Here is a 20,636-nt window from a genome sequence, read left to right on the forward strand (position 1 = left end):
CGGCGGCGGGACGGCCCCTCTCCGGAATCGCACGCTCCAACCGAGGCCCGATCGACGATGGAACTGCCGGCGCTCATCTATCTGGTCGCGCTGATCGACACGGGCTCGGCCGCCGGCGCGGCCGAGGCGCTGGGCGTCGGGTCCTCAACCGTCAATCACGCCGTCGCGGCGCTCGAACAGGCGATGGCGGCGCCGCTCCTGTCGCGCAACCCGCGGCGGCGCCACGCCGCGATCGTCCCCACCGCCCACGGGCAGAGCCTCTATCGCGCGTCGGTCACCCTCCTCCATTGGTGCCTCACCCTGGTCGACCCGAAGCCGGCCGAGCGAGACCAGCCCGTACCCCAACCCATGGCGGACACACCATCCGGCCCCGGTCTCCCGAACACATTCCCAGACACCCTCTCGGACACCGTCCCTGACGGCCCCTTCGACGGCCCGGCTCCCTCCGCCGCCGCGCTGCGCACCCTGCTGGACACCACGCTCACGCTGCGGATGATCGGCTATTTCCTCACGGTGTGCGAGGTGGGCAGCATCGCCGGCGCGGCGCGCAAGCTCTCGCTCACCCAGCCGACGCTCACGCGGCAGGTGCGCAGGCTGGAATCCATCCTCGGCGCCGCGCTGCTGGACCGCTCCGCGCACGGCGTGCGTCCCACCGCCGCCGCCCGCGCGCTGCTGCAAGGCTGCCGGCGTGCCGACCGGACCTACCGCCGGATCATGCGGGACGAGACGCTCAGCTATTTCCGCCAGTTCCGCAGTCTGCGCCTCGCTTCCATGATGCCGTCCAGCAGCGACAGCTCCCTGACGATCCTGCTGGCGAATCTCGTCCGCTTCTGGCGGGACCGCCGCTATCAGCCCACGCTCGTCATCTCCACGATCGCGGCCCCCACCCTGGTCGACGGCCTGCTCCGCGCGGAGTACGACGCCGGCCTGACCGACCTGGTCGACATCCCGCCCTGCCTCGATCATATCGACCTGGAAAGCTCCGCGCTGTTTCTCGTCTCCGGGCGGGACCGCGCGGCCCCCGCGCGGGGCGGCGCGCGCGCGGTCATCGCCGCCGGCGTCCTGGCCGTGCCCGCTTTCGGCACCGGCCTGCGCTATCTGACGGACCAGTTCCTGGACCACGAGGCCATCACCCCCGCCGCGATGATCGAAACCCAGTCCGTCTCGCTGATGCTCCGCCTGGTGGTGGACGGCACGTGCTGCGCGCTGATGCCCGCGGGCTCCTTCCGCGCGCATGAGGTCGATGCCCTGCCGCTGCCCCGGCGCTATCGCATGACCACCCGCCTGATCTGGAAGAAGGACCACGCCAACATGGCCAGCATCGAGCGCCTGCGCGACAGCCTGCTGGACATCCAGGCCCGGCGGCGTGTCCAGCCCGACGCCCGGCGGGCCGGCGGCGGCGTGGCCCGGACCGTGGCCGGAATCGTGGCATGACCCCGTCCTTCCCCGCCGCGCCTCCGGCGTCCCGCCTGCTGCCCCCACGCCTGCGCCGCCGCCGGAACGCCACGGTGGCGCTGCTGATGGCCGCCGGATGCATCAGCTATGTCGATCGCGCCGCCCTCTCGGTCGGCGGCACCACGATCATGGCCGACATGCATATGTCCTATACCGGCATGGGCTGGCTGCTGTCGGTCTTCGCCTGGGCCTATCTGGTCTGCCAGATTCCGGCCGGCCTGGTCGCCGACCGGCTGGATGCCAGGCGCCTGCTGGGCGCCAGCCTGGTGCTGTGGTCCTGCGCGCAGATCGCCTTCGGCCTGGTCGGTGGTATACCGGGCCTGTTCGTATGCCGCGCCTTCCTCGGCCTGGGCGAGGCCCCGCTGTTCCTCGCCGGTACGCGCGCCCTCGTCCGCTGGTTCCGCCCGCAGGAACGCGGCGGCCCGATCGGCCTGTTCAACGGCTCGGCGGCGCTCGGCCCGGCGCTCGCGCCCCCCGCGCTGGTGTCCGTCATGCTGCTGTGGGGCTGGCGGGGCATGTCGGTCGCCGTCGGCAGCGTCAGCCTCGTCCTCGCGGCGGCCTGGATGCTCCATTATCGCGATCCCGCCGACATGCGGCTTTCCGCCGCCGACCGGCAGGCGCTGGCCGTGCCGGATCACGAACCGCCCGCCGCGCCGGCGGCGGTGCTGCGCGATGATCTCGGCGTGCTGCTGCGCCAGCGCGCGACCTGGGTCGTGGCGGCCGGCTATGTCGGCGTGATCTACCTGACCTGGCTCTACGCCACCTGGATGCCCGCCTGGCTGCAGACCGTCCATCACCTCACCGCCGGCAGGGCCGACATGCTGTCCGCCCTGCCGCAATTCTTCGGCTTCGCGGGCTGCGTCTCGGGCGGCGCGCTCTCCGACCACCTGGCCGCGCGCGGCATGCGGCCGCTGGATGCCAGCCGCCGGCCGCTGGTCTGGGCCATGCTGGCGGCATCGGCCGCGACCGTCCTGGCGGCGGTCCATGCCGGGCTCGCGGTCTCGGTCGCGCTCATGGCGCTGGCCCTGTTCGCCGGCGGCCTCGCCATGACCTGCGGCTGGACGCTGGGCACGATCATCGTCGCCGAACACCGCGTCGCGACGCTCGAAGCCATCCAGAATACCGGCGGCTCGCTGGGCGGCGCGCTGGCGCCCGCGATCACCGGCATGCTGGCCGACCGGTTCGGCTCCTTCGCACCGTCGCTGATCGTCGCCGGCCTGGTCGGCGTCGCCTGCGCCGCGATCTACCAGTTCGGACTGCGCGACGGCGACGTGGCCGCCCGCGACGCGGCGCGGCGGCCCTTCGTCACCCACGCCTGACAAGACATGTTCTGAAATAACAAGGATTGATCGTATGAAGTCACGACTGGCCCTCTCGCTCTCGACCGTCCTGGCCGGTCTGGCGATCGTTCCGGCCGCCATGCTGGCCGGCCCGGACCGCGCGGCCGCGGCCGCCCCGGCGCGACCCGCGCCGGCCCATCCCGCCCCAGCTCATCCCGCTCTGGCCCATCCGGCTCTGGCCCATCCCGCCCACCGCGTCCCCCACCCGCCGCGCGGCGCGCGCGCGACGCCCGCCGCCCAACCCGCGCCACAGGCCGAATCCATCGCTGTGTTCGGCCATGGCTCGACCCGGCAGATGACCAGCGTCACCCGCACGATGATGCGGCAGAGCGTACCCGGCACCTCGCCCCTCAAGGTGCTCAGCCAGTTGCCGGGCGTGCTCTACCAATCCGCCGATCCGTTCGGCGCCTACGAATATTCCAGCCAGCTCTTCATGCGCGGCTTCAACCAGAGCCAGCTCGGCTTCACGCTGGACGACATCCCGCTCGGCGATCAGCAATTCAACAATTACAACGGCCTCTCCGTCACGCGCGCCATCATTTCCGACAATGTCAGCGGCGTCGACGTCTCCCAGGGCGCGGGCGCGATCGACGTCGCCTCCACCAGCAATCTCGGCGGCGCCATCCAGATCCATTCCATCGACCCGTCGCACACGCGCGGCGGCACGGTCGGCCAGACCTTCGGCAGCAACGCCGCCACGCGCACCTTCGTGCGCCTGGACAGCGGCGATCTCAACCCGTCCGGCACCCGCTTCTTCGTCGCCTATGCCCGTACCGACATGGATCTGTGGAAGGGCCACGGCTACGATTATTCCAACCAGGTGAACGCCAAGCTGGTGCAGCCGCTGCCGCGCGACTCGTCGCTCAAGCTGTTCTTCGACTGGAGTTCGATCCAGCAATTCGACTACCAGGACATGACCCCCAATTACCTGCGCACGGTCGGTCCGAACCTCGCGAACTACTATCCCGACTACACGGCCGCGTACCAGGCCGCCCTCGGCCACTATCCGCGGGCGTTCCTCGCCACGAACGACCCGTTCGACGCCGCCTATTACGCGGGCACCGCCAACCGGGTGGATTATCTCGGCGGCCTTACGCTGGACGAAAACCTGACCTCCGACCTGAACTGGAAGACCACGCTCTACGGCCATGGCGATTCCGGCTACAGCACCTGGTCCACGCCCTACATGCCCTCGCCGAACGGCGCGCCGCTGTCGCAACGCATCCAGACGCCGGGCATCGCCCGCGGCGGGTTCGAAAGCGCCGCGACCTGGACGCTCGCGCGCCACAAGCTCAATGCCGGCGTGTGGTACGAATATGGACGCTTCACCGAAGGCCGCTATTTCACCCAGGCGCCGCTGCTGGGGCAGGGGACATTGGGCAACCCGACCGACGGCTTCCCCGCCGACCAGATCTTCGCCAATGCCTGGCAGGAAGTCTTCACGTCCAACAGCTTCGTCTTCCACCTGCAGGACACGTTCACGGTCACCAGGCAACTCACCGTGAATGCCGGCTTCAAATCCATGGCCGTCTGGGCCGGCAACCGGGTGCCGGTGCAGGACGCGGCCCTCAATGGCGGCCTCGTCGCCCAGGGCGACCTCACGGCCTCCAACGCCTTCCTGCCGCAGGTCTCGGCCAACTGGCATTTCCTGCCGCATCACGAACTGTTCTTCGACGTGTCGCACAATATGCGCGCCTTCCCCCAGGACGGGTACGGCACCAACGTGTCCGCCACCCCCTGGACCGCGTCGCAGGCCGCGTTCCAGAAAACCAGGAACACCCTGCGCCCCGAAACCGACTGGGTGTACGAAGGCGGCTACCGCTACACCAGTCCGTTCCTCAGCGCGCTCGCCTCGCTCTACCGCGTGAATTTCTCCAACCGGCTGCAGCTCATCACCAGCCAGGCCGGCATCAACCCCATCACGGCGGTGCAGAACGTGGGCGGCGTCACCACCAACGGCGCCGAGGCCAGCATGACGATCCGCCCGCTTCCGGGCCTGTCGCTCTATAATTCCTTCTCCTACGCCCACTCGACCTACGACCAGGACGTCGTCACCGCGTCGGGTATCGAACCCACCCGCGGCAAGCTGGTGCCGAACTATCCGTCCTATATGTACAAGGGAAACATCACGTACCAGTGGCGCAAGTTCGACGTGCATGTCGACGGCAACTACATCTCCAGCCGCCAGCTCACCTACACCAACGACCTGCATGTTCCCGGCTATTTCCTGGCCAATTTCGGCATGCGCTACAATTTCGGCGATGCCGGCGTGCTGCGCGGGGTCACCGCCAGCTTCAACATCTACAACCTCGCCAACAAGACCTACATCGCCACCACCAACGAACTCGGAAACAATTTCGTCAATACGGGATATAATTATTTCCTGATGGGGGCGCCGCGCCAGTTCTTCGGCACGATCAGCGCGAATTTCTGATGCGCCGCTCGGGGTTTTTGATATTTTCCGCCTGCGTCGGCAATCTTCTGGAATGGTACGATTTCGCGGTCTACGCGCTGTTCGCGCCCTATATCGCGGCATCCATCTTCCGGGCCGCGGATGATTTTTCCCGCCTGGCGCAAAGCCTGCTGGTCTTCGGGCTCGGCGCCGTCGCCCGCCCGCTGGGCGCGCTGCTCATCGGGCTGTACGCGGACCGGCGCGGGCGCGGCCCCGCCCTGCTGCTGACCTGCCTGCTGATGGGCGCGGGCACGGGCATGATCGTGCTCGATCCGCCCTATGCGGCCGCCGGGCGGATGTCCATCGTCATCCTCTGCGCCGCGCGCATCCTCCAGGGCCTCTCCGCCGGCGGCGAAATCGGCGGCGCCGCCGCCTTCCTGGCCGAACGGGCCCGTCCGGGCCGGCGCGGCCTCTCCGCCTCCTTCCTGCAGGCGACGATGGGCCTGTCCAACATGCTCGGCGCTGCCGTCGCGGCGACGCTGACCACATTCCTCGATCACGACCAGATGGCGCATTGGGGCTGGCGGGTGCCGTTCTGCATCGGGCTGGCCATCGTCCCCATCGGCATGGTCCTGCGCCGCGCCGCGCCGGCCGCGCCTCCGCTATCCGTCCCCCGCCACGACCGCGCGCACCATCACGGCCTCGCCGTCCTCCGCGCCCTGGCGGGCCGGCATCGCGGCGCCCTGGCCGCCGCGTTCGGCCTCTCGGTGCTCTGGGCGGCGGCCCCCTATGCGCTGGTCATCTTCTTCCCGCTCTACGCCCAGACGGCGCTCGGCGCGTCGCCCCATGCCAGCTACGTGGCCTATCTGCTCGGCAATGTCGCCCTGGTCCTGGGCGCGCTCGCGGCCGGCAGGCTCGCCGACCGGCTGGGGGCGCGGCGCGTGCTCGTCGCGGGCGCGATCCTGCTGGCCGTGCTGCCCTCGGCGATGATGGGCGTGCTCGGCCACCGGCACGACCCGGCGACGATGGCGGCGGTCGCGGCCGGGCTCTGCGGGCTGGTCGCGCTCTTCGTCGGGGCGGCGCCGCTCGGCATCGCGGGACTGTTCCCCGCGCCGGTCCGCGCGACCGGCATCGCGCTGTCCTACAACGCCGCGACGTCGGTGTTCGGCGGCTTCGCCCCGGCCGTGCTGGCGGCGCTGGGCACGGGCATCCACGGCATCGCCGCCCCGGCGCTCTATGTCGCGGCGGCGGCGATACCCGCCCTGCTGGGCCTGGCCGCCCCGGCTTTCGCCGGCGCGGGGCTGGAAATCCCTATGGGTCATGCTGCCGAAAGCATACCCGCGCACACCTCCGGCGATGAAAGAATGGCCATGACGACACAGCGGAGGCACGGGGCGTGACCAGCGTGGTACTGACGGGCGAGGACCTGCCGCTGCCCGGCCTCGTCGCCATTGCCGACGGGGCGCCCGTGCTGCTGTCCGACGCGGGCATGGCGCGCCTCGCCGCCGGCCAGGCGGTGCTCGAGGCCGCTCTGGCGCGCGGCGACGGCGTCTACGGCACCACCAGCATGGTCGGCGCCTTCAAGGACAATCCGGTGGCGCCCGAGGACCGGCCGAACTACGCGCTGCGCCTCGCGCAGTCGCATTGCCTGGGCGTCGGCGCGGCGCTGCCGGTCCGGGTGGTGCGCGCGGCGATGGCGGCCCGGCTCAACGCCCTGCTGGGCGGCCATACCGGCGCCAGCCCGGGCCTCGCCCACGGGCTGCGCGACCTGCTGAACGCGGGCATCACGCCGATCGTGCCGGAATACGGCTCCATCGGCTGCGCCGATGTCGGGCTGATGGGCCATGTCGGCGCGGCCCTGATGGGCGAAGGCCAGGCCCTGGGGCCCGAGGGCGGCGCGCCCATGGCCGTGCGCATCCTGCTGCGCCGCCACAATCTGGCACCGATGTCCCCGGGGCCCAAGGACATGATGTCGGTCCTGTCCAGCAACGCGGTGGGCGTGGCGGGCGTCGCCCTGGTGGCGGCCGAGCTGCGCGCCCGCCTGCCCCTGCTGCTGGGCGTCTACAGCCTGTCCTGCGCCGGCTTCGGCGCCTTCGGCATCCCGTGGGAGGCCGCGCGCCGTACCGGCATGGCGGCGGAAATCCGCATCGCGCGCTTCCTGCAGCGCATCAACCCGCCCGGCGGCTGGACGCCGCGCCGCAACCTGCAGGACCCGCTCAGCTTCCGCTGCATGCCCCAGATCGGCGGCGCCTTCCTGGCAACGCTCGACCGGGTCGAAATCGCGCTGGCGCACGGCCTCGCCCGATGCGACGACAATCCCATCCTGCTGGACGGCCGGGCGATGACCTCGGGCGCCTCGCTGCCCCTGACCCTGGCGCTGGACGCCCAGGCCCTGGTCCTGGCGCTGTGCCATTACGTCCGCGGCGTGCTCGGCCGCATCCTCGCCCTGTGCCGCGAGGACCTGTCCGGCCTGCCGCGCAACCTGACCTTCGATCCGGGGCGGCAGGTGGCGTTCGGCGCGGCGACCAAGCTCGCCGCCGACCTGTCCACCGCCATCCTGCGCGAATCCACCCCCGCCTCGCTCTACCAGGTGCCGGTCGCCAACGGGTTCGAGGACGAAGCCAGCTATCTGCCCTCCATCGCCCGCGCGCTGCGCCTGCAATGCACGCTGCTCCACCCGCTCGTGGCGCTGGAGGCCATGGCCGCCCGGCAGGCGGTCCGCCTGTCCGGCGCAACCCCCGGCGGCCTGGCGGGCGAGATCATGGCCCGGCTCGCCTGCGACACGCCCTGGCTCGACGATGGCGGCGCGGTGGCCGACGCGGTCGCCCGCGCCGAAACCGCGCTGGCGGCCGTCGCCGGGCGGCTGGCGGCCGACCCCGCCCCCGAATTCCGCCACCCCGACCCCGCGCCGGCGCCCATCGCCGAAAGGACGCATGAGGATGCATGACCTGCTCCTGATGGGCACCATCGTCACCCCGACCGCCCTCCTCCCGGACGGCTGGGTGGCGATCGACTCCGGCCGCATCGCGCGGCTCGGCCAGGGCCCGGCCCCCGCCGCCCGCCGGGTCGTGGAGTACGGCCCGGACCTGATCCTCCCCGGCGGCATCGACGCGCAGGTCCATTCCCGCTCGCAGCAGGGGCAGGAGGATTTTCTCTGGACCACCCGCGCCGCGGCGGCGGGCGGCATCACCACCATCGCGGACATGCCCTACGATGCGGGCTTCCTGGTCTGCACCGCCGACCGGCTGCGGCAGAAGGCCGCCGAGGCCGCCGGACAGGCCCGCGTCGATTTCGCCCTGTGGGGCACGATCGCGCCGGACGACGGTCCGGCCCATATTTCCGACATGGCCCGGGCCGGCGCCTGCGGCTTCAAATTCTCCACCTTCGGCACCGATCCCGAACGCTTCCCGCGCATCCCGGCCGACCTGCTGGCACGGTGTTTCGAGGCAGTGGCCCAAACCGGCCTGATCGCCGGCGTGCATAACGAGGACGACGCCATGGTGCGCGCGCGCCTCGATGCGGTGGCCCGCGCCGGCATCACCGACTGGCGCGCCCACGGCCTGTCCCGCCCGCCGCTCAGCGAAACCCTGGCCATGGCACAGATCTACGAAACCGCGGCGGCGACCGGCTGCTCGGCCCATGTCGTCCATTGCTCGGTCGCGCGCGGCTACGCGCTCTGCGCCGCCTACCGCCAGCAGGGCTTCGACACCACTGCCGAGGCCTGCATCCACTACCTGGTCCTCGACGAGGAAAACGACGTCGCGCGGCTGGGCGGCCGGGGCAAGGTCAATCCGCCGATCCGCCCCCGGGCCGAGGTCGAGGGACTCTGGGCCCACCTGGCCGCCGGCAACGTGACAATCGTCTCCACCGACCACGTGTCCTGGAGCCAGTCGCGCAAATCCGCCCCCGCCATGCTCGACAACGCCTCCGGCGCGCCGTCGCTCGAACTGCTCTACCCGCTCTTCCTGACCGAACTCTCCCGCCGGTCCCTGCCTCTGTCGCTGGCCGCCCGCCTGCTGGCCGAAAATCCCGCGCGCCTGTTCCGCATCGCCGGCCGCAAGGGCGCGCTGGCCCCGGGGCGCGACGCCGACATCGCCATCGCCCGGCGCCAGGACTGGACCTACGACCCCCGGGCCAGCCCCCACAGCATCGCGGGCTGGAGCCCCTATGCCGGCCGGCCGCTCGACTGGCGCATCGCCGCCACCTGGCTGCGCGGCGAATGCGTCTTCGACGGCACGCAGGTCACGGCCGAACCCGGCCATGGCCGCTTCGTCACGCCGGACCAGCCATGATCCCCTCGGCCTGCGTCAGGCCCGGCCGGCTGTGGGACGACCTCATGGCCCTCGCCGCGATCACCGACCCGGCGCGCCCCTATACGCGCCGCTCCTTCTCGGACCGGTTCCTGGCCGGCCGCGACTGGCTGCGCGCGCGCTTCGCCCAGGCCGGCCTGGATTGCCGCATCGACGATGCCGGCAACCTGATCGGCCGCCGCGCCGGCACGCGGCCGGGGGCGGGCACGCTCATGGCCGGCTCGCACTCGGACTCGGTCCCCGACGGCGGGCGGTTCGACGGCATGCTCGGCGTCCTGGCGGCGCTCGAGGCCGCCCGGGCCCTGGCGGAGTCCGGCCTGGCCCTCGATCACGATCTCGAAGTGGTCGATTTCCTGGCCGAGGAACCCAGCGAATTCGGCCTGTCCTGCATCGGCAGCCGCGGCCTGTCCGGCGCGCTCTCCGCCGGACAGCGCGCCCTGGTCGCGCCGTGGGGCGAAAGCCTGGCCGACGCCATCGCCCGTATGGGCGGCGATCCGGCGCGCCTCGACGGCCCGCGCCGCGACGATATCCGCGCCTTCCTCGAACTCCATATCGAACAGGGCACGGTGCTCGAACGGGCGGGGCGGCCGATCGGCGTGGTCCAGGCCATTGCCGGCGTGACCCGGGTCGAAATCCGCTTCGCCGGCCGCGCCGACCACGCCGGCACCACCCCGATGGACCACAGGCAGGACGCCGCGGTGGCCGCCGCCGCGATCATCGGCTTCGTCTCCGAACGGGCCGGCGCGCTGGCCGCGTCGGGAAGCGGCCATGTCACGGCGACCTGCGGCGTGGTCGATATCGCGCCCAACGCCGCGAATGTCGTGCCGCGCGCGGCCCGGCTGGTGGTCGATATCCGCGTCTCGCACCGGCCGGTGCTCCAGACGCTGCTCGACGCCCTGCGCGCCGCCTGCGACCGCGCGGCGGACCGGGCGCGGGCGCGCCTCGCGGCGTTCACCATCCTGTCGGACAGCCACCCGGTCGCGTGCGACCCGGCGCTCGCCGCGCGCATCGCCGCCGCCGCCGACGGGCTGGGCCTCGCGCATTGCGCAATGGTCTCCGGCGCCGGGCACGACGCCGCCTTCGTCGCGCGCCTCGCCCCCGCGGCGATGATCTTCGTGCCCTGCCGCGACGGGCGCAGCCACGACCCGGCGGAATGGTGCGCGCCCGACGACGCCGCGCGGGGCGCGCGCGTGCTCGCCGATACCATGCTGGCCTGCGACCGCGGGCCGTAACCGCACGAAAGGGATACCCGTCATGGGCAGAATTCTGGTCGAAAAGGACGTCGAATCCGCGATATGCGGCGGGTCGATCTTCGCCTGCGGCGGCGGCGGCTGGGTCGAGCACGGGCGCATGCTCGGCACGGCGGCGGTCAATGCCGGCCGGCCGGAGCTCGTGGCCCTCGACGAAATCGCCGACGACGCCATCATCGCCACCGCCGCCGCGATCGGCGCGCCGGCCGGCACCACCGACTGGCAGATGCTGGGCGTCGATTACGTCAACGCCGTGCGCCTGGTGCAGCAGGAACTGGGCGCCCCCATCTACGGGCTGATGATCGGCCAGAACGGCAAGTCCAGCACGCTGAACGCCTGGCTGCCCGGCGCGATCCTCGGCACCAAGGTGGTCGACGCGGTGGGCGACATGCGCGCCCACCCGACCGGCGACATGGGATCGATCGGCATGGCCAACTCGCCCGAAACCATGATCCAGGCGGCCGTGGGCGGCAACCGCGCGCGCAACGCCTATATCGAGATGGTCGCCAGGGGCGCCACCGCCCGCATCTCGCCGATCCTGCGCACCGCGTCCGACATGTCGGGCGGCTTCATCGCCTCCTGCCGCAATCCGCTCCCGGCCCGGTACGTGAAACGCCACGCCGCCGCCGGCGGCATCTCCCGCGCCCTCGCGCTGGGCGAGGCCGTGCTCGCCGCCCGGGCAAAAGGCGGCCACGCGGTCGTCGACACGATCGTCCGGGTGCTGGACGGCACGATCCTGGCCCGGGGCCGGGTGAGCCGCAAATCCGTCACCTACACGTCCGACGCCTTCGATGTCGGCACGATCACGGTCGGCCGGGGCGATTCCGCGCTGACCCTGCACGTCATGAACGAATACATGGCGGTCGACGACGCCGGCGGCACGCGCCGCGCCTCCTTCCCCGACATCATCACCACGCTGGCGCCCGACGGCTACCCGCTCAGCGTCGGCGAAATCGCCGAGGGCATGGAACTGCTCGTCCTGCATGTGGACAGGACGAAATTCCCGCTCTCCTCCTCGGTCCTCGATCCCGCCGTCTACCCGCCGGTCGAACGCGCCCTGGGCATCGACCTGGCGACCTACGCGCTGGCGCCGGCCGCGCCGTCCATGCCGACACAAGGGGACGCTCCATGACCCATCCCATGACCCATCGCCATTTCGGCCTGGCCTCCGGCACCAACCTGCGCTGTCGCGGCTGGCGGCAGGAAGGATTGCTCCGCCTGCTGGAAAACGTCCTGTCGGTCGCCGAGGACCCGGACAATCTCGTGGTCTACGCCGCCCTGGGCAAGGCGGCGCGCGACTGGCCCGCGCACGACGCCATCGTGCGCGCGCTCACGACGATGGACGAGGACGAGACCCTGATCGTGCAGTCCGGCAAGCCGATCGGCCTGGTCAAGACCCATTCCCGCGCCCCGATCGTGGTGATGGCCAACTGCAACATGGTCGGCCAATGGGCCAGGGCCGAGGAATTCTACCGGCTCGAAAAACAGGGCCTGATCTGCTGGGGCGGGCTGACCGCCGGCGACTGGCAATATATCGGCTCGCAGGGCGTCATCCAGGGCACGTACGAAATCTTCCGCCGCATCGCCGACCGCCATTTCGACGGCACCCTGGCCGGACGGCTGATCCTGACCTCCGGGCTGGGCGGCATGGGCGGGGCGCAGCCGCTGGCCGGGCGTCTGGCCGGGGCGGTCATCCTCTGCGTCGAGATCGACCCCGCGCGCATCGCCAGACGGATCGACAGCGGCTATCTCCAGCACCGCGCCGAAACCCTCGACGACGCGCTGGCGCTGGCCGCCGCGGCGCAGGCGCGGGGGCAGGCCTGCTCGATCGGCCTGCCCGGCAACGCCGCCGACATCTTCCCGCAGATCCTGGCGCGCGGGATCGTCCCGGACATCGTGACCGACCAGACCTCGGCCCACGACCTGGTCCACGGCTATATCCCGGCCGGCCTGACCCTGGCGCAGGCCCGGGCGCTGCGCGACAGCGACCCCGACCGCCTGGCGGCCCTGTCGCTGGCCTCGATCGCCCGGCACGTCCGCGCCATGCTCGATTTCCGCGCCGCGGGCGCCGTCGTGTTCGACAACGGCAACCTGATCCGCACCCAGGCGCAAAAGGCCGGGATCGAGGACGCCTTCGACATCCCGATCTTCACCGAGGCCTATCTGCGCCCCCTGTTCGCCCGGGCGATCGGACCGTTCCGCTGGATCGCCTTGTCCAACGATCCCGGCGACATCCGCCGGATCGACGATTACCTGCTTGAAACCTTTGCCGACGACCCCTCGGTGGTCAACTGGATCACGCTGGCGCGCGACCATATCCCGGTCGAGGGCCTGCCCGCGCGCATCGCCTGGCTCGGCCACCAGGCCCGCACCACGGTCGGCCTCGCGGTCAACCGCATGGTGCGCCAGGGCACGCTGTCCGGCCCCGTGGCCTTCACCCGCGACCATCTGGACGCGGGCGCCATGGCGCACCCCAACATCATGACCGAAAACATGCGGGACGGCTCGGACGCGATCGCCGACTGGCCGCTGCTCTGCGCCATGCTCGCCTGCTCGTCGCAGGCCGACCTGGTGGCGATCCATTCCGGCGGCGGCGGCTATGCCGGCTACATGACCAGCGCCGGCGTCACGCTCATCGCCGACGGCTCGGTCGAGGCGGACGAACGCCTGCGCCTGGCGCTTACCAACGACACCAGCCTCGGCGTCATGCGCTACGCCGATGCCGGATACGACGCGGCGCGGGACGAGGCCGCGCGCCAGGGCATCCGCCACCTGGACCTCAGGCAGGGCGGATAGCGCCCGCCACGGCCTCCCGCGCCGGCACTGTTTGGAAAAATCAAAGATATACTCTCCCGCCACGCGCGGGCGCCGACGCGCGTCGTGCCTTGTCTATGCGGCCGTTTCAAGGCAACCATGTCGAAAGGACCACCATCGGCCGTGCGGGGGCACGTCGATACATTCTGGGGGGAGGGCGCTGGTTGGGGTGGAGACCGTGCCGGTCGGCTGAAGTCAGGCGGGGCATCGATACGGCCGCCCTGCTCGTCGCACTCTTCGGGCTCTGCGCGCTGGCCACGCGTTTCCTGCTGTCGGACGATTCCGGCTACTCCTCGTTCTGGTCGGCGAACGCGGCCATGCTGGTCGCCCTGCTCACCCTGCGCCCGGCGCTCGCGGCGGCCGTGCTCGCGGCCTGCCTGTGCACGAACCTGCTCATCAACCAGCTCAGTGCCCTGTCCCCGCCCGAATCCGTGCTGGCCTGCATGCTCAACGTGCTGCAGGCTGTGCTGGCCGCGCCGTTCACCCGGCGCTTCTGCGGCGCAGTCACCAATCTGATGCGCCCGCGCCGCTTCGCGGCCTTCACCGTCATCGCCCTGCTGTCCGCCGCCGCCGAGGCCGCGCTGGGCGTCACGGTCGAACGGATCTTTCTGAACGACCCCGGGGTTCCCCTCCATGAATGGGTGCAATGGGTGCTCTGCGACGCGCTGGGCCTGCTGCTCGCCACGCCGGCCGTGCTGCATCTGGTCCGCGCATCCCCGCGCCGGCCGGCCACCCGCCCGCATGTCGACACCGGCGCGCTGACCCTGCTCCTGCTCTGCGCCGCGCTGGCGGTCCTCAGCTTCGCCTGGGCCCGCTCGCCGCTCTTCCTGTTCGTCTATCCGGCATTGGCGATGCTGGCCTTCCATGCCCGGGCCGCCTGGGTCTTCACCGCGATCTTCTTCGTCTCCATCCTCGCCTCGGCGCTGACCGCGCACGGCCTGGGACCGATCGCCCGCCTGTCGCCGGATGGCCACCTGATGCGCGAGGACATGCTGCAGCCCTATCTGTTCTCGCTGCTGCTGGTGGTACTGCCGATCAACAACGCGGTGGGCGAGAAGCGCCGCTACACAAGCCGGCTGCTGCTGCTCAAGGCCAATCTCGAATATGCCGCGACCCATGACGCGCTGACCGCCACGATGAACCGCCAGATGTTCGAAACGGTGCTCGGCACGCTGATCGCCCGGCATGATTCCGGCATCGTGCTGTTCATCGACATCGACGATTTCAAAAGCATCAATGACGGCCTGGGACACCAGGCCGGCGACGAATTCCTCAAGGCGTTCGGCGCCAGGATGCGCGAACTGGTCGGGGGCCTGCACGGCAGCGTCGGCCGCTTCGGCGGCGACGAATTCGCGGCGATCGTCCCCGGGGCCTTCTCCCCGGCCGAACGCGACCATCTCTGCGCCTCCATCTCCGACGCGCTGCGCGCGCCCTACCGCTTCGCCGGGGTCACGCGGTCGGTCACCGCCAGCATCGGCGCCGCCATGATCGACCCCGGCAGCGCCGGCGCCGACGATCTCATGCGCAAGGCCGACATCGCGCTCTACATGACCAAGGCGTCCGGCCGCAACGGCTACACGCTCTTTGGCATGCCGCCCGCTGCCAATGCCGTCCCGCCGCCGCCCATGATCATGCTGCAATAGGGAAAGGCCCGGACTCTTCGCCAATCCTTACCCGCCCTCATCACCGGCCTGGCCGGCGATCGGCGCGGGCGCACCGATCTTCTGCCACGTCGGATCCGGATCGAAGCGGGTCATGGCGCTGCCCAGGGCCGGTGTATCCGGCCCAAGATCCTTCGCATAGATTTCGCCATCCTGATTGACGATGAATGTCATCACGCCGGAATTTCCCCAGCGTACCGGCCACGCGACCAGCCCGAAACCGCCCAGCATCAATCCATCGGCGATATAATCATAGGCACCGCCACGTGCATGGGGCCCCTGCGCCGTCAGCACGCGAAAGAAATAGCCATGATATGGCTGGGGTTTGCCGGTCCCGCCCGGGTGATAGCCGCCCGCGTACGCCTCGGCGACCAGCGGTCCCAGCGGGCTGGGCGGCTGTCCTTCCTCCGTGGGCCAGTAAAGCCCGTCCTGCTTGCCTGGACTGCTTAAAAGTCGTTGAGCGTAGACATGCACCTTGCGGCCATCATGCAGTCCTTGGGCATACTCGTACTGCGCGTCCACGTAGGCCAGCATGACCTGCTGCGTATACAGCTCGTTCGCGCCGATACGACGATCCAGAATTTCATCAAGCCCTGCCGGGACGTCGAAGGACCAGCCGTGCTGCGAATGGGTCAGGGGAATCGGGAAAGGCCACTGATCCGCGCCGATCGATAATATCGCTGTCCCGTCATGGATGGCGATCGTGTGGCCGGCGTCGTAGGCCGCGACGAATCTGTTCTCGCCGGCCCGATCGGCCGCCGGGTCGCCCGAACTTATGGCACGCAGCCCCGCCTCGCCGAACACCGTCCTGAGTTCGTCGCGATCGTCCGCGCGCGCGCCGAGGACCAACGCCATGATCGCGGCTTCCGGCGTGGCGAAATATTCGCCCGTCGCCGCCGGAGCCGCCGCGAAAAGCGGCAGCACAAGCGGAATGATGGCAAGCCGTCGCCGCAACGATGTGCCCATCATCAACGTCCTCCTCTCCGTCCGCCGCCACCGCGCATGCCCCCGCCACGCATGCCCCCACCGCCGCCACCGCGCATGCCCCCACCACGCGCGGCGCCGGCGCCGGACATGCTGGCGCGGCTTGCACGGCCCTGCGCTGCCTGCGCGCGCGCGCCCGCACCGTTGCCGATGCTCTGAAAGGCCGGAGCACCCGCGGATGCCCGACGGTTCTGTGATCCGGCTCCGGAAAATCTGCCTTCCCCACCGGTGCGTGGACTATTCCGGAGCGCTTGCGCGGTGCCGCCGCCACCGGCGGGGGACCGGATATTCGGTCGATTGCCGGCGCCCGCATTCGGGCGCTGGATCGTCCCCGCGTTCCCTCGCCTGGTCGGGGCCTGCCGATTCTGACCGATATTGGACGTCCCGGGCGCGGCGCGGCCGCGGAACGCTTCGCGTTGTGCCGAATTGGCGCCGGTGCCGGGCCGATATTGTTGGCGCACCTGCGGATTGGCATAGGCCACGCCGCGTCGATGGTCGGGATTATGCTGCCAGTTGCCCGAGGTCACGGCCGCACCGTTCGCGCGAAAATTATTGTAGCGGTTGGCATTGATGCCGTTGAAGCGGCTTGCGTTGATATTGACGTTGCCGGCTCCCCAATTCGGTTGCCCCCAGCCCCAAAGCGAATTTGTAATGGCGATACCCGCACCGAATGCCAGTCCGGTCGCCAGGGCCGACGCCGCATACGTACCGGTCGGCGGCGGGTAATATGCCGGCGGATAGGATGGATCGGGCCAGGTGCCGTAAGCAACGTTCGGGTCGTAGGCCGGCACGTAGACTGTATCGGGCTGCGCAGGCGTGATGACATAGTTGGACCCCTCGTGCGTGACCGTCTGCCGCGCGGTGCTCTTGAGCGTCCCGGCAGCCTCGGCACGCCCCCGCAGCGCCTGCACGGCGGCCAGGACGTCGGACTGTTGCGCCAGGAAAGCTTCACCCAGCTTCTGCGTCCAGTCGATATTCTCGCTCATTGTGTGAAGAATGTCCGGAAACGGCACCAGCGACTTCACGCTGGCGTCCCAGTCCTGTCCATCCAGCGCCCGGATCAGCGCGTCGCCTTTCAAAGTCCCGTTGCCGGGTGCCCGTACCCATCGATCGGCCATCACGATCTCTAGGGGATAGGTGGACGCGGCCAGAATCTGGGTCAGCAACGCGTCCGGATAGAGCGCGATCGGCGCGACCATCTGCCGCAGTTCTTCCTTTGAAACATGCGTCGTGGCGGCGTGCGGCGCAGCGGGCGTCTGCGCCGTGACCGATTGCGCGACGACAACGGGCGGGGCCAGGGTATAGAGGGCCAGGGGCACCGCCAATACGTATGTCCATCTCGCCACGATACAGCCTCCATTGCAGGGCGCGTTCGCATCCGGCTTTTTTTGGACGACATGCCTTTGACATATGTGCCGGGGTCGCCGTCGGACCCTGTCGTTGCAAACGATGGTTCCGAATTGACGGCGGTATCGCAAAAAAGATGGTCCCCACGGCAATTTGCCGCAAGGATCACTTCATGGAAATGACCAGGGCGTCTCCGCCCAGGCTCAGCATCAGCCCCTTCCGCTTCGCGTGGAGATGCAACACGACGCCGGAGCCGTTTTGCAGCCACATCTGCCCGGCACTCGCGGTGCCGACGGCGAAGCCGTAACGTGCCCGTCCGTAGCTGCCGGGAAATTGCTTGATGTCATGAAGGTCGAAAACTTCCCCGGTCGCATCGACCGACGAGATGCCGAACCCACCGATACCCAGGCCGCCAAAGCGGATCGGATAGGTCTTTCCGCGGAAGGTGAGGGTGCCGTTTCCGCCGCCGCCGCTTCCGATGAACGCCACCTGAAACTCGTGCAGTTCGACATAGCCGTCCGGGACGCGCCCCGACGAACCGCCCTGCTGGTCGCTCGATCCTTCCGAGCATCCGCCAGGAAAAATCGCCAGGGCGGACGCGGCAAGCAGCATCCCCGGAAACACCATTCTATGCCATCGAGAGACAATCCCTGACATGACGGGTACCTTTGCAACCAGGACCGGTATGTTGCTTGAAGGAAAACCTTCCGGATGGCCAAAGCGGCCCGTGCTCGATTCGCTCATCCGGGGCAGCGGCTCAACGGGCTGCGGACCGTAAAGGTTGAAGCGGTCACAGAGGTATGAACAGAGATATGAACAGACACGCGGCCGTCCCCGGGTGCGGCGACGATAACCGGCCATAAGGCGGAAACTCCCACCGACCTGGCCCGCTATGACCTGGCCTGCTGCAGGACGCGGCCCGTTCGGTGACGGACTTGCGGCGCGCTCAGCCTGTGTCGCGGCATGGGAGGCATCGGATGATCGGTGTATCGGATGATTGTGGCATCGGATGATTCTGGCGGCCTTCCGACATCTGTCGATATTGAGCATCGGCGGGGTGGCGGGTATCCTGTTCCCGTCTCTCATGTTCGCGGCGGAATTCGGCTATCGCTTCGGACGGCGCATCGCTTCACGGAAATCGGAAAAGAGTACGGATCTCGCGGCAAGCGCCACGTTGACGACGGGAATGATCGGCCTGCTCGCGTTTACCTTGAGCCTGTCCATAAACTTCGCGCAGGACCGCTTCGAGGCACGCCGCGATCTCGTGCTGGCCGAAGCAAACGCCATCAGCACGGCGTGGCTGCGCGCGAACTTGATCGATGGCGCCGAATCGGCTGTGATCGCGGCGGAAATCGAAGAGTACGCCCGTGTCGCGCTCGCCTATACCACGGCGGAGTCGAATGCGGACATCCCCGGACTGGTCGAGCGGATGGGCGCCTTGCAGGACGGCATATGGCGCTCCATGGGCATGATCGCCCGGCATGCCTCCAATCCGGTGACGATCGCGCTGGCCAGCGCGTTGAATGACATGTTCGACCTTTTCACATCGCAGCGATTTGCGTACCAAAGCCACGTGCTGACGAATATCGTGCTGATGCTTTATCTCGAGGCACTCGCGACGATCGGTGCCCTGGGCTATCAACTGGGCCTCGGCGGCGATCGGCACATCGTCCTGACCACGTTGCTGCTGATGATGTGGTCAGGCGGCATGATCCTGATCATGGATCTGAATCAGCCGCGCATAGGAAGCATTCGCGCCGATGCCTCGCCGCTGATATGGACGATTCGGGGATTCGGCGGCCCGGCCCAGATGCACTGACCGGATGCGCTGACGGGATAAAGACCGCCCCTCATCCTCGATGCTTGCCGCAAATCGTCGAAAGCAGGTACCCCCAACCCGAAAGCCCGATAAACTGTCGAGAATCTTCACGACCGGGATCTCCTCTAAATCGGCGGCGCCTTCGCCCAGGGATAGCCGGCGCGCGCGCGCCGGTAGCCGTAATCGAACAATGCCCGCATATAGCCCTGATCGAACGGCCTTGGCAGCTTCATGTCGAAGTCGGGGCCGATATAGGCCAGATTGAAATCGATATTGTCGCGCCGGGTCGTGTTGTACAGCCGCATGACGTCATTGATCCCGCTGGCCGTGATCATCGTGGATATCGCCCGTCCGGCGATGCCCAGAGTGCTCCGTTCCGTCGCCGCCCATTCGGGGTCCAGACGACCATTGCGGATGACATAGGCGGTCGCCGCGACCACGGGCTGACCGGCGGCCATGCGCTGGCGCCGCAGCCGTGTCAGCGCGGCCGGGTACAAGAATGCCTGTGCGAAGGCGCCGCCGTCCACATGCATCTCCTGATAAGGCCTGCCGTCCAGGACGACGTCGAACATGGTCGGCGGAAACGCGCCGGGCACCGCGGCGGACGCCAGCAGGATGCGACGGATCGTGTTCAATGCCCGGGGGTGTCCGCTTGCGGCAATGGCGCCGATATTCCAGATCACCGGCTGCTGGGCGTCGAGGTCGGTGGTCCCGACGAAGAGCAGCCGCCCATCGGCGTAGCCGCGTGCCAGCGCCGCCAGCATGTCCGCGTTCAAGTATCGCGAGATGGTCCGGAACAGCGGGGCGTTGTCGCTCATCGCGTCGTTGAACAGCGCGGCGGTGAAGAAGCGCCGCAAAAGCACGTGGGATGGCGTCAGTTCGGTATAGACGGCGCGCAATTGCGGATCATAGCCGGATCCCAGATAGGCGAACGGCGCGGTCAGCGCCCCGGTGCTGACGCCCGTCACAAGCTGGAATACCGGTCGCGTGCCCTGGTCGGACCAGCCGCACAGCACGCCCGCGCCGAAGGCGCCGTTTTCTCCGCCGCCCGATACCGCCAGCAATTGCAGCGCGGGCAGCAACGTACCCGGCACCAGGCCGCCCGTCCGCCGCATCCGCTCCAGGGCCGCCAAGACCTCGGCTTCCATGGGCTCCGTCCCGTAGAACGGGAAGAAACGCTCGTTCGGTACGCCCAGCACGCTGGCCTGGCGCGTCCGGGCCAGCGGCACGGCCGGTCCCCGCATCGGCAGGCTGCATCCGGTCA

At 69.4% G+C, this 20,636-nt stretch carries 15 protein-coding genes; 11 read left to right on the forward strand and 4 right to left on the reverse strand.

What is annotated here, in order from left to right; genetic code table 11:
• Positions 1-57 precede the first annotated feature (57 nt).
• From QN315_RS13500 to QN315_RS13545, 10 genes are all read left to right on the forward strand, one after another.
• A complete protein-coding gene (locus QN315_RS13500; RefSeq protein WP_323989776.1) occupies positions 58-1,434 on the forward strand; it encodes a LysR family transcriptional regulator in 1,377 nt (458 codons plus the stop codon).
• Positions 1,431-2,774 (forward strand): MFS transporter, encoded by a 1,344-nt coding sequence (locus QN315_RS13505; protein ID WP_323989777.1) that lies wholly within the window; start codon positions 1,431-1,433, stop codon positions 2,772-2,774. The genes QN315_RS13500 and QN315_RS13505 overlap by 4 nt, the downstream gene beginning before the upstream one ends.
• Positions 2,775-2,808: 34 nt before the next feature.
• Positions 2,809-5,229: a TonB-dependent receptor domain-containing protein gene (locus QN315_RS13510; RefSeq protein WP_323989778.1), complete on the forward strand. Its 2,421-nt coding sequence runs from the start codon at positions 2,809-2,811 to the stop codon at positions 5,227-5,229.
• Complete coding sequence (locus tag QN315_RS13515; protein ID WP_323989779.1) at positions 5,229-6,587, forward strand: MFS transporter; 1,359 nt, start codon at positions 5,229-5,231, stop codon at positions 6,585-6,587. Before QN315_RS13510 ends, QN315_RS13515 begins: the two co-directional genes overlap by 1 nt.
• Positions 6,584-8,134 (forward strand): aromatic amino acid lyase, encoded by a 1,551-nt coding sequence (locus QN315_RS13520; RefSeq protein WP_323989780.1) that lies wholly within the window; start codon positions 6,584-6,586, stop codon positions 8,132-8,134. Before QN315_RS13515 ends, QN315_RS13520 begins: the two co-directional genes overlap by 4 nt.
• Positions 8,127-9,479 carry an amidohydrolase family protein gene (locus QN315_RS13525; protein ID WP_323989781.1) on the forward strand — a complete coding sequence of 451 codons (1,353 nt, stop codon included), beginning with the start codon at positions 8,127-8,129 and terminating at the stop codon, positions 9,477-9,479. The genes QN315_RS13520 and QN315_RS13525 overlap by 8 nt, the downstream gene beginning before the upstream one ends.
• Complete coding sequence (locus QN315_RS13530) at positions 9,476-10,729, forward strand: Zn-dependent hydrolase (protein ID WP_323989783.1); 1,254 nt, start codon at positions 9,476-9,478, stop codon at positions 10,727-10,729. Before QN315_RS13525 ends, QN315_RS13530 begins: the two co-directional genes overlap by 4 nt.
• Before the next feature lie 22 nt (positions 10,730-10,751).
• Complete coding sequence (locus QN315_RS13535; protein ID WP_323989784.1) at positions 10,752-11,879, forward strand: DUF917 family protein; 1,128 nt, start codon at positions 10,752-10,754, stop codon at positions 11,877-11,879.
• Positions 11,876-13,543, forward strand: coding sequence for a urocanate hydratase (locus QN315_RS13540; RefSeq protein ID WP_323989785.1), 1,668 nt, complete (start codon positions 11,876-11,878; stop codon positions 13,541-13,543). Before QN315_RS13535 ends, QN315_RS13540 begins: the two co-directional genes overlap by 4 nt.
• A gap of 182 nt (positions 13,544-13,725) precedes the next feature.
• Complete coding sequence (locus QN315_RS13545; protein WP_323989786.1) at positions 13,726-15,204, forward strand: diguanylate cyclase domain-containing protein; 1,479 nt, start codon at positions 13,726-13,728, stop codon at positions 15,202-15,204.
• Positions 15,205-15,231: 27 nt separating this feature from the next.
• Here the strand turns inward: QN315_RS13545 and QN315_RS13550 are convergent, their stop codons facing one another.
• The 3 genes from QN315_RS13550 to QN315_RS13560 form a co-directional block, all read right to left on the reverse strand.
• A complete protein-coding gene (locus QN315_RS13550; protein WP_323989788.1) occupies positions 15,232-16,191 on the reverse strand; it encodes a DUF2950 domain-containing protein in 960 nt (319 codons plus the stop codon).
• Positions 16,191-17,552 carry a DUF3300 domain-containing protein gene (locus QN315_RS13555; protein ID WP_323989790.1) on the reverse strand — a complete coding sequence of 454 codons (1,362 nt, stop codon included), beginning with the start codon at positions 17,550-17,552 and terminating at the stop codon, positions 16,191-16,193. The genes QN315_RS13550 and QN315_RS13555 overlap by 1 nt, the downstream gene beginning before the upstream one ends.
• Positions 17,553-17,718: 166 nt before the next feature.
• Positions 17,719-18,165 (reverse strand): hypothetical protein, encoded by a 447-nt coding sequence (locus QN315_RS13560; protein WP_323989791.1) that lies wholly within the window; start codon positions 18,163-18,165, stop codon positions 17,719-17,721.
• Between the two features lie 397 nt (positions 18,166-18,562).
• Here QN315_RS13560 and QN315_RS13565 point away from each other — a divergent pair, with 397 nt between their 5' ends.
• Entirely contained in the window at positions 18,563-19,372 is an 810-nt protein-coding gene (locus QN315_RS13565) for a hypothetical protein (RefSeq protein ID WP_323989792.1), read from the forward strand.
• Between the two features lie 125 nt (positions 19,373-19,497).
• On the opposite strand, the gene QN315_RS13570 is transcribed toward QN315_RS13565, so the two are convergent.
• Complete coding sequence (locus tag QN315_RS13570) at positions 19,498-20,616, reverse strand: patatin-like phospholipase family protein (protein WP_323989793.1); 1,119 nt, start codon at positions 20,614-20,616, stop codon at positions 19,498-19,500.
• Positions 20,617-20,636: the final 20 nt, after the last annotated feature.

The organism is Nguyenibacter sp. L1 (assembly GCF_035199985.1).
Taxonomy (GTDB): domain Bacteria; phylum Pseudomonadota; class Alphaproteobacteria; order Acetobacterales; family Acetobacteraceae; genus Gluconacetobacter; species Gluconacetobacter vanlangensis.

Excerpts from the sequence above, each read along its gene's own strand:
- QN315_RS13500 (WP_323989776.1), top strand. The coding sequence starts at position 58 with ATGGAACTGCCGGCGCTCATCTATCTGGTCGCGCTGATCGACACGGGC.
- QN315_RS13505 (WP_323989777.1), top strand. The coding sequence starts at position 1,431 with ATGACCCCGTCCTTCCCCGCCGCGCCTCCGGCGTCCCGCCTGCTGCCC.
- QN315_RS13510 (WP_323989778.1), top strand. The coding sequence starts at position 2,809 with ATGAAGTCACGACTGGCCCTCTCGCTCTCGACCGTCCTGGCCGGTCTG.
- QN315_RS13515 (WP_323989779.1), top strand. The coding sequence starts at position 5,229 with ATGCGCCGCTCGGGGTTTTTGATATTTTCCGCCTGCGTCGGCAATCTT.
- QN315_RS13525 (WP_323989781.1), top strand. The coding sequence starts at position 8,127 with ATGCATGACCTGCTCCTGATGGGCACCATCGTCACCCCGACCGCCCTC.
- QN315_RS13530 (WP_323989783.1), top strand. The coding sequence starts at position 9,476 with ATGATCCCCTCGGCCTGCGTCAGGCCCGGCCGGCTGTGGGACGACCTC.
- QN315_RS13535 (WP_323989784.1), top strand. The coding sequence starts at position 10,752 with ATGGGCAGAATTCTGGTCGAAAAGGACGTCGAATCCGCGATATGCGGC.
- QN315_RS13540 (WP_323989785.1), top strand. The coding sequence starts at position 11,876 with ATGACCCATCCCATGACCCATCGCCATTTCGGCCTGGCCTCCGGCACC.
- QN315_RS13550 (WP_323989788.1), bottom strand. The coding sequence starts at position 16,191 with ATGATGGGCACATCGTTGCGGCGACGGCTTGCCATCATTCCGCTTGTG.
- QN315_RS13560 (WP_323989791.1), bottom strand. The coding sequence starts at position 18,165 with ATGCTGCTTGCCGCGTCCGCCCTGGCGATTTTTCCTGGCGGATGCTCG.
- QN315_RS13565 (WP_323989792.1), top strand. The coding sequence starts at position 18,563 with ATGATTCTGGCGGCCTTCCGACATCTGTCGATATTGAGCATCGGCGGG.
- QN315_RS13570 (WP_323989793.1), bottom strand. The coding sequence starts at position 20,616 with ATGCGGGGACCGGCCGTGCCGCTGGCCCGGACGCGCCAGGCCAGCGTG.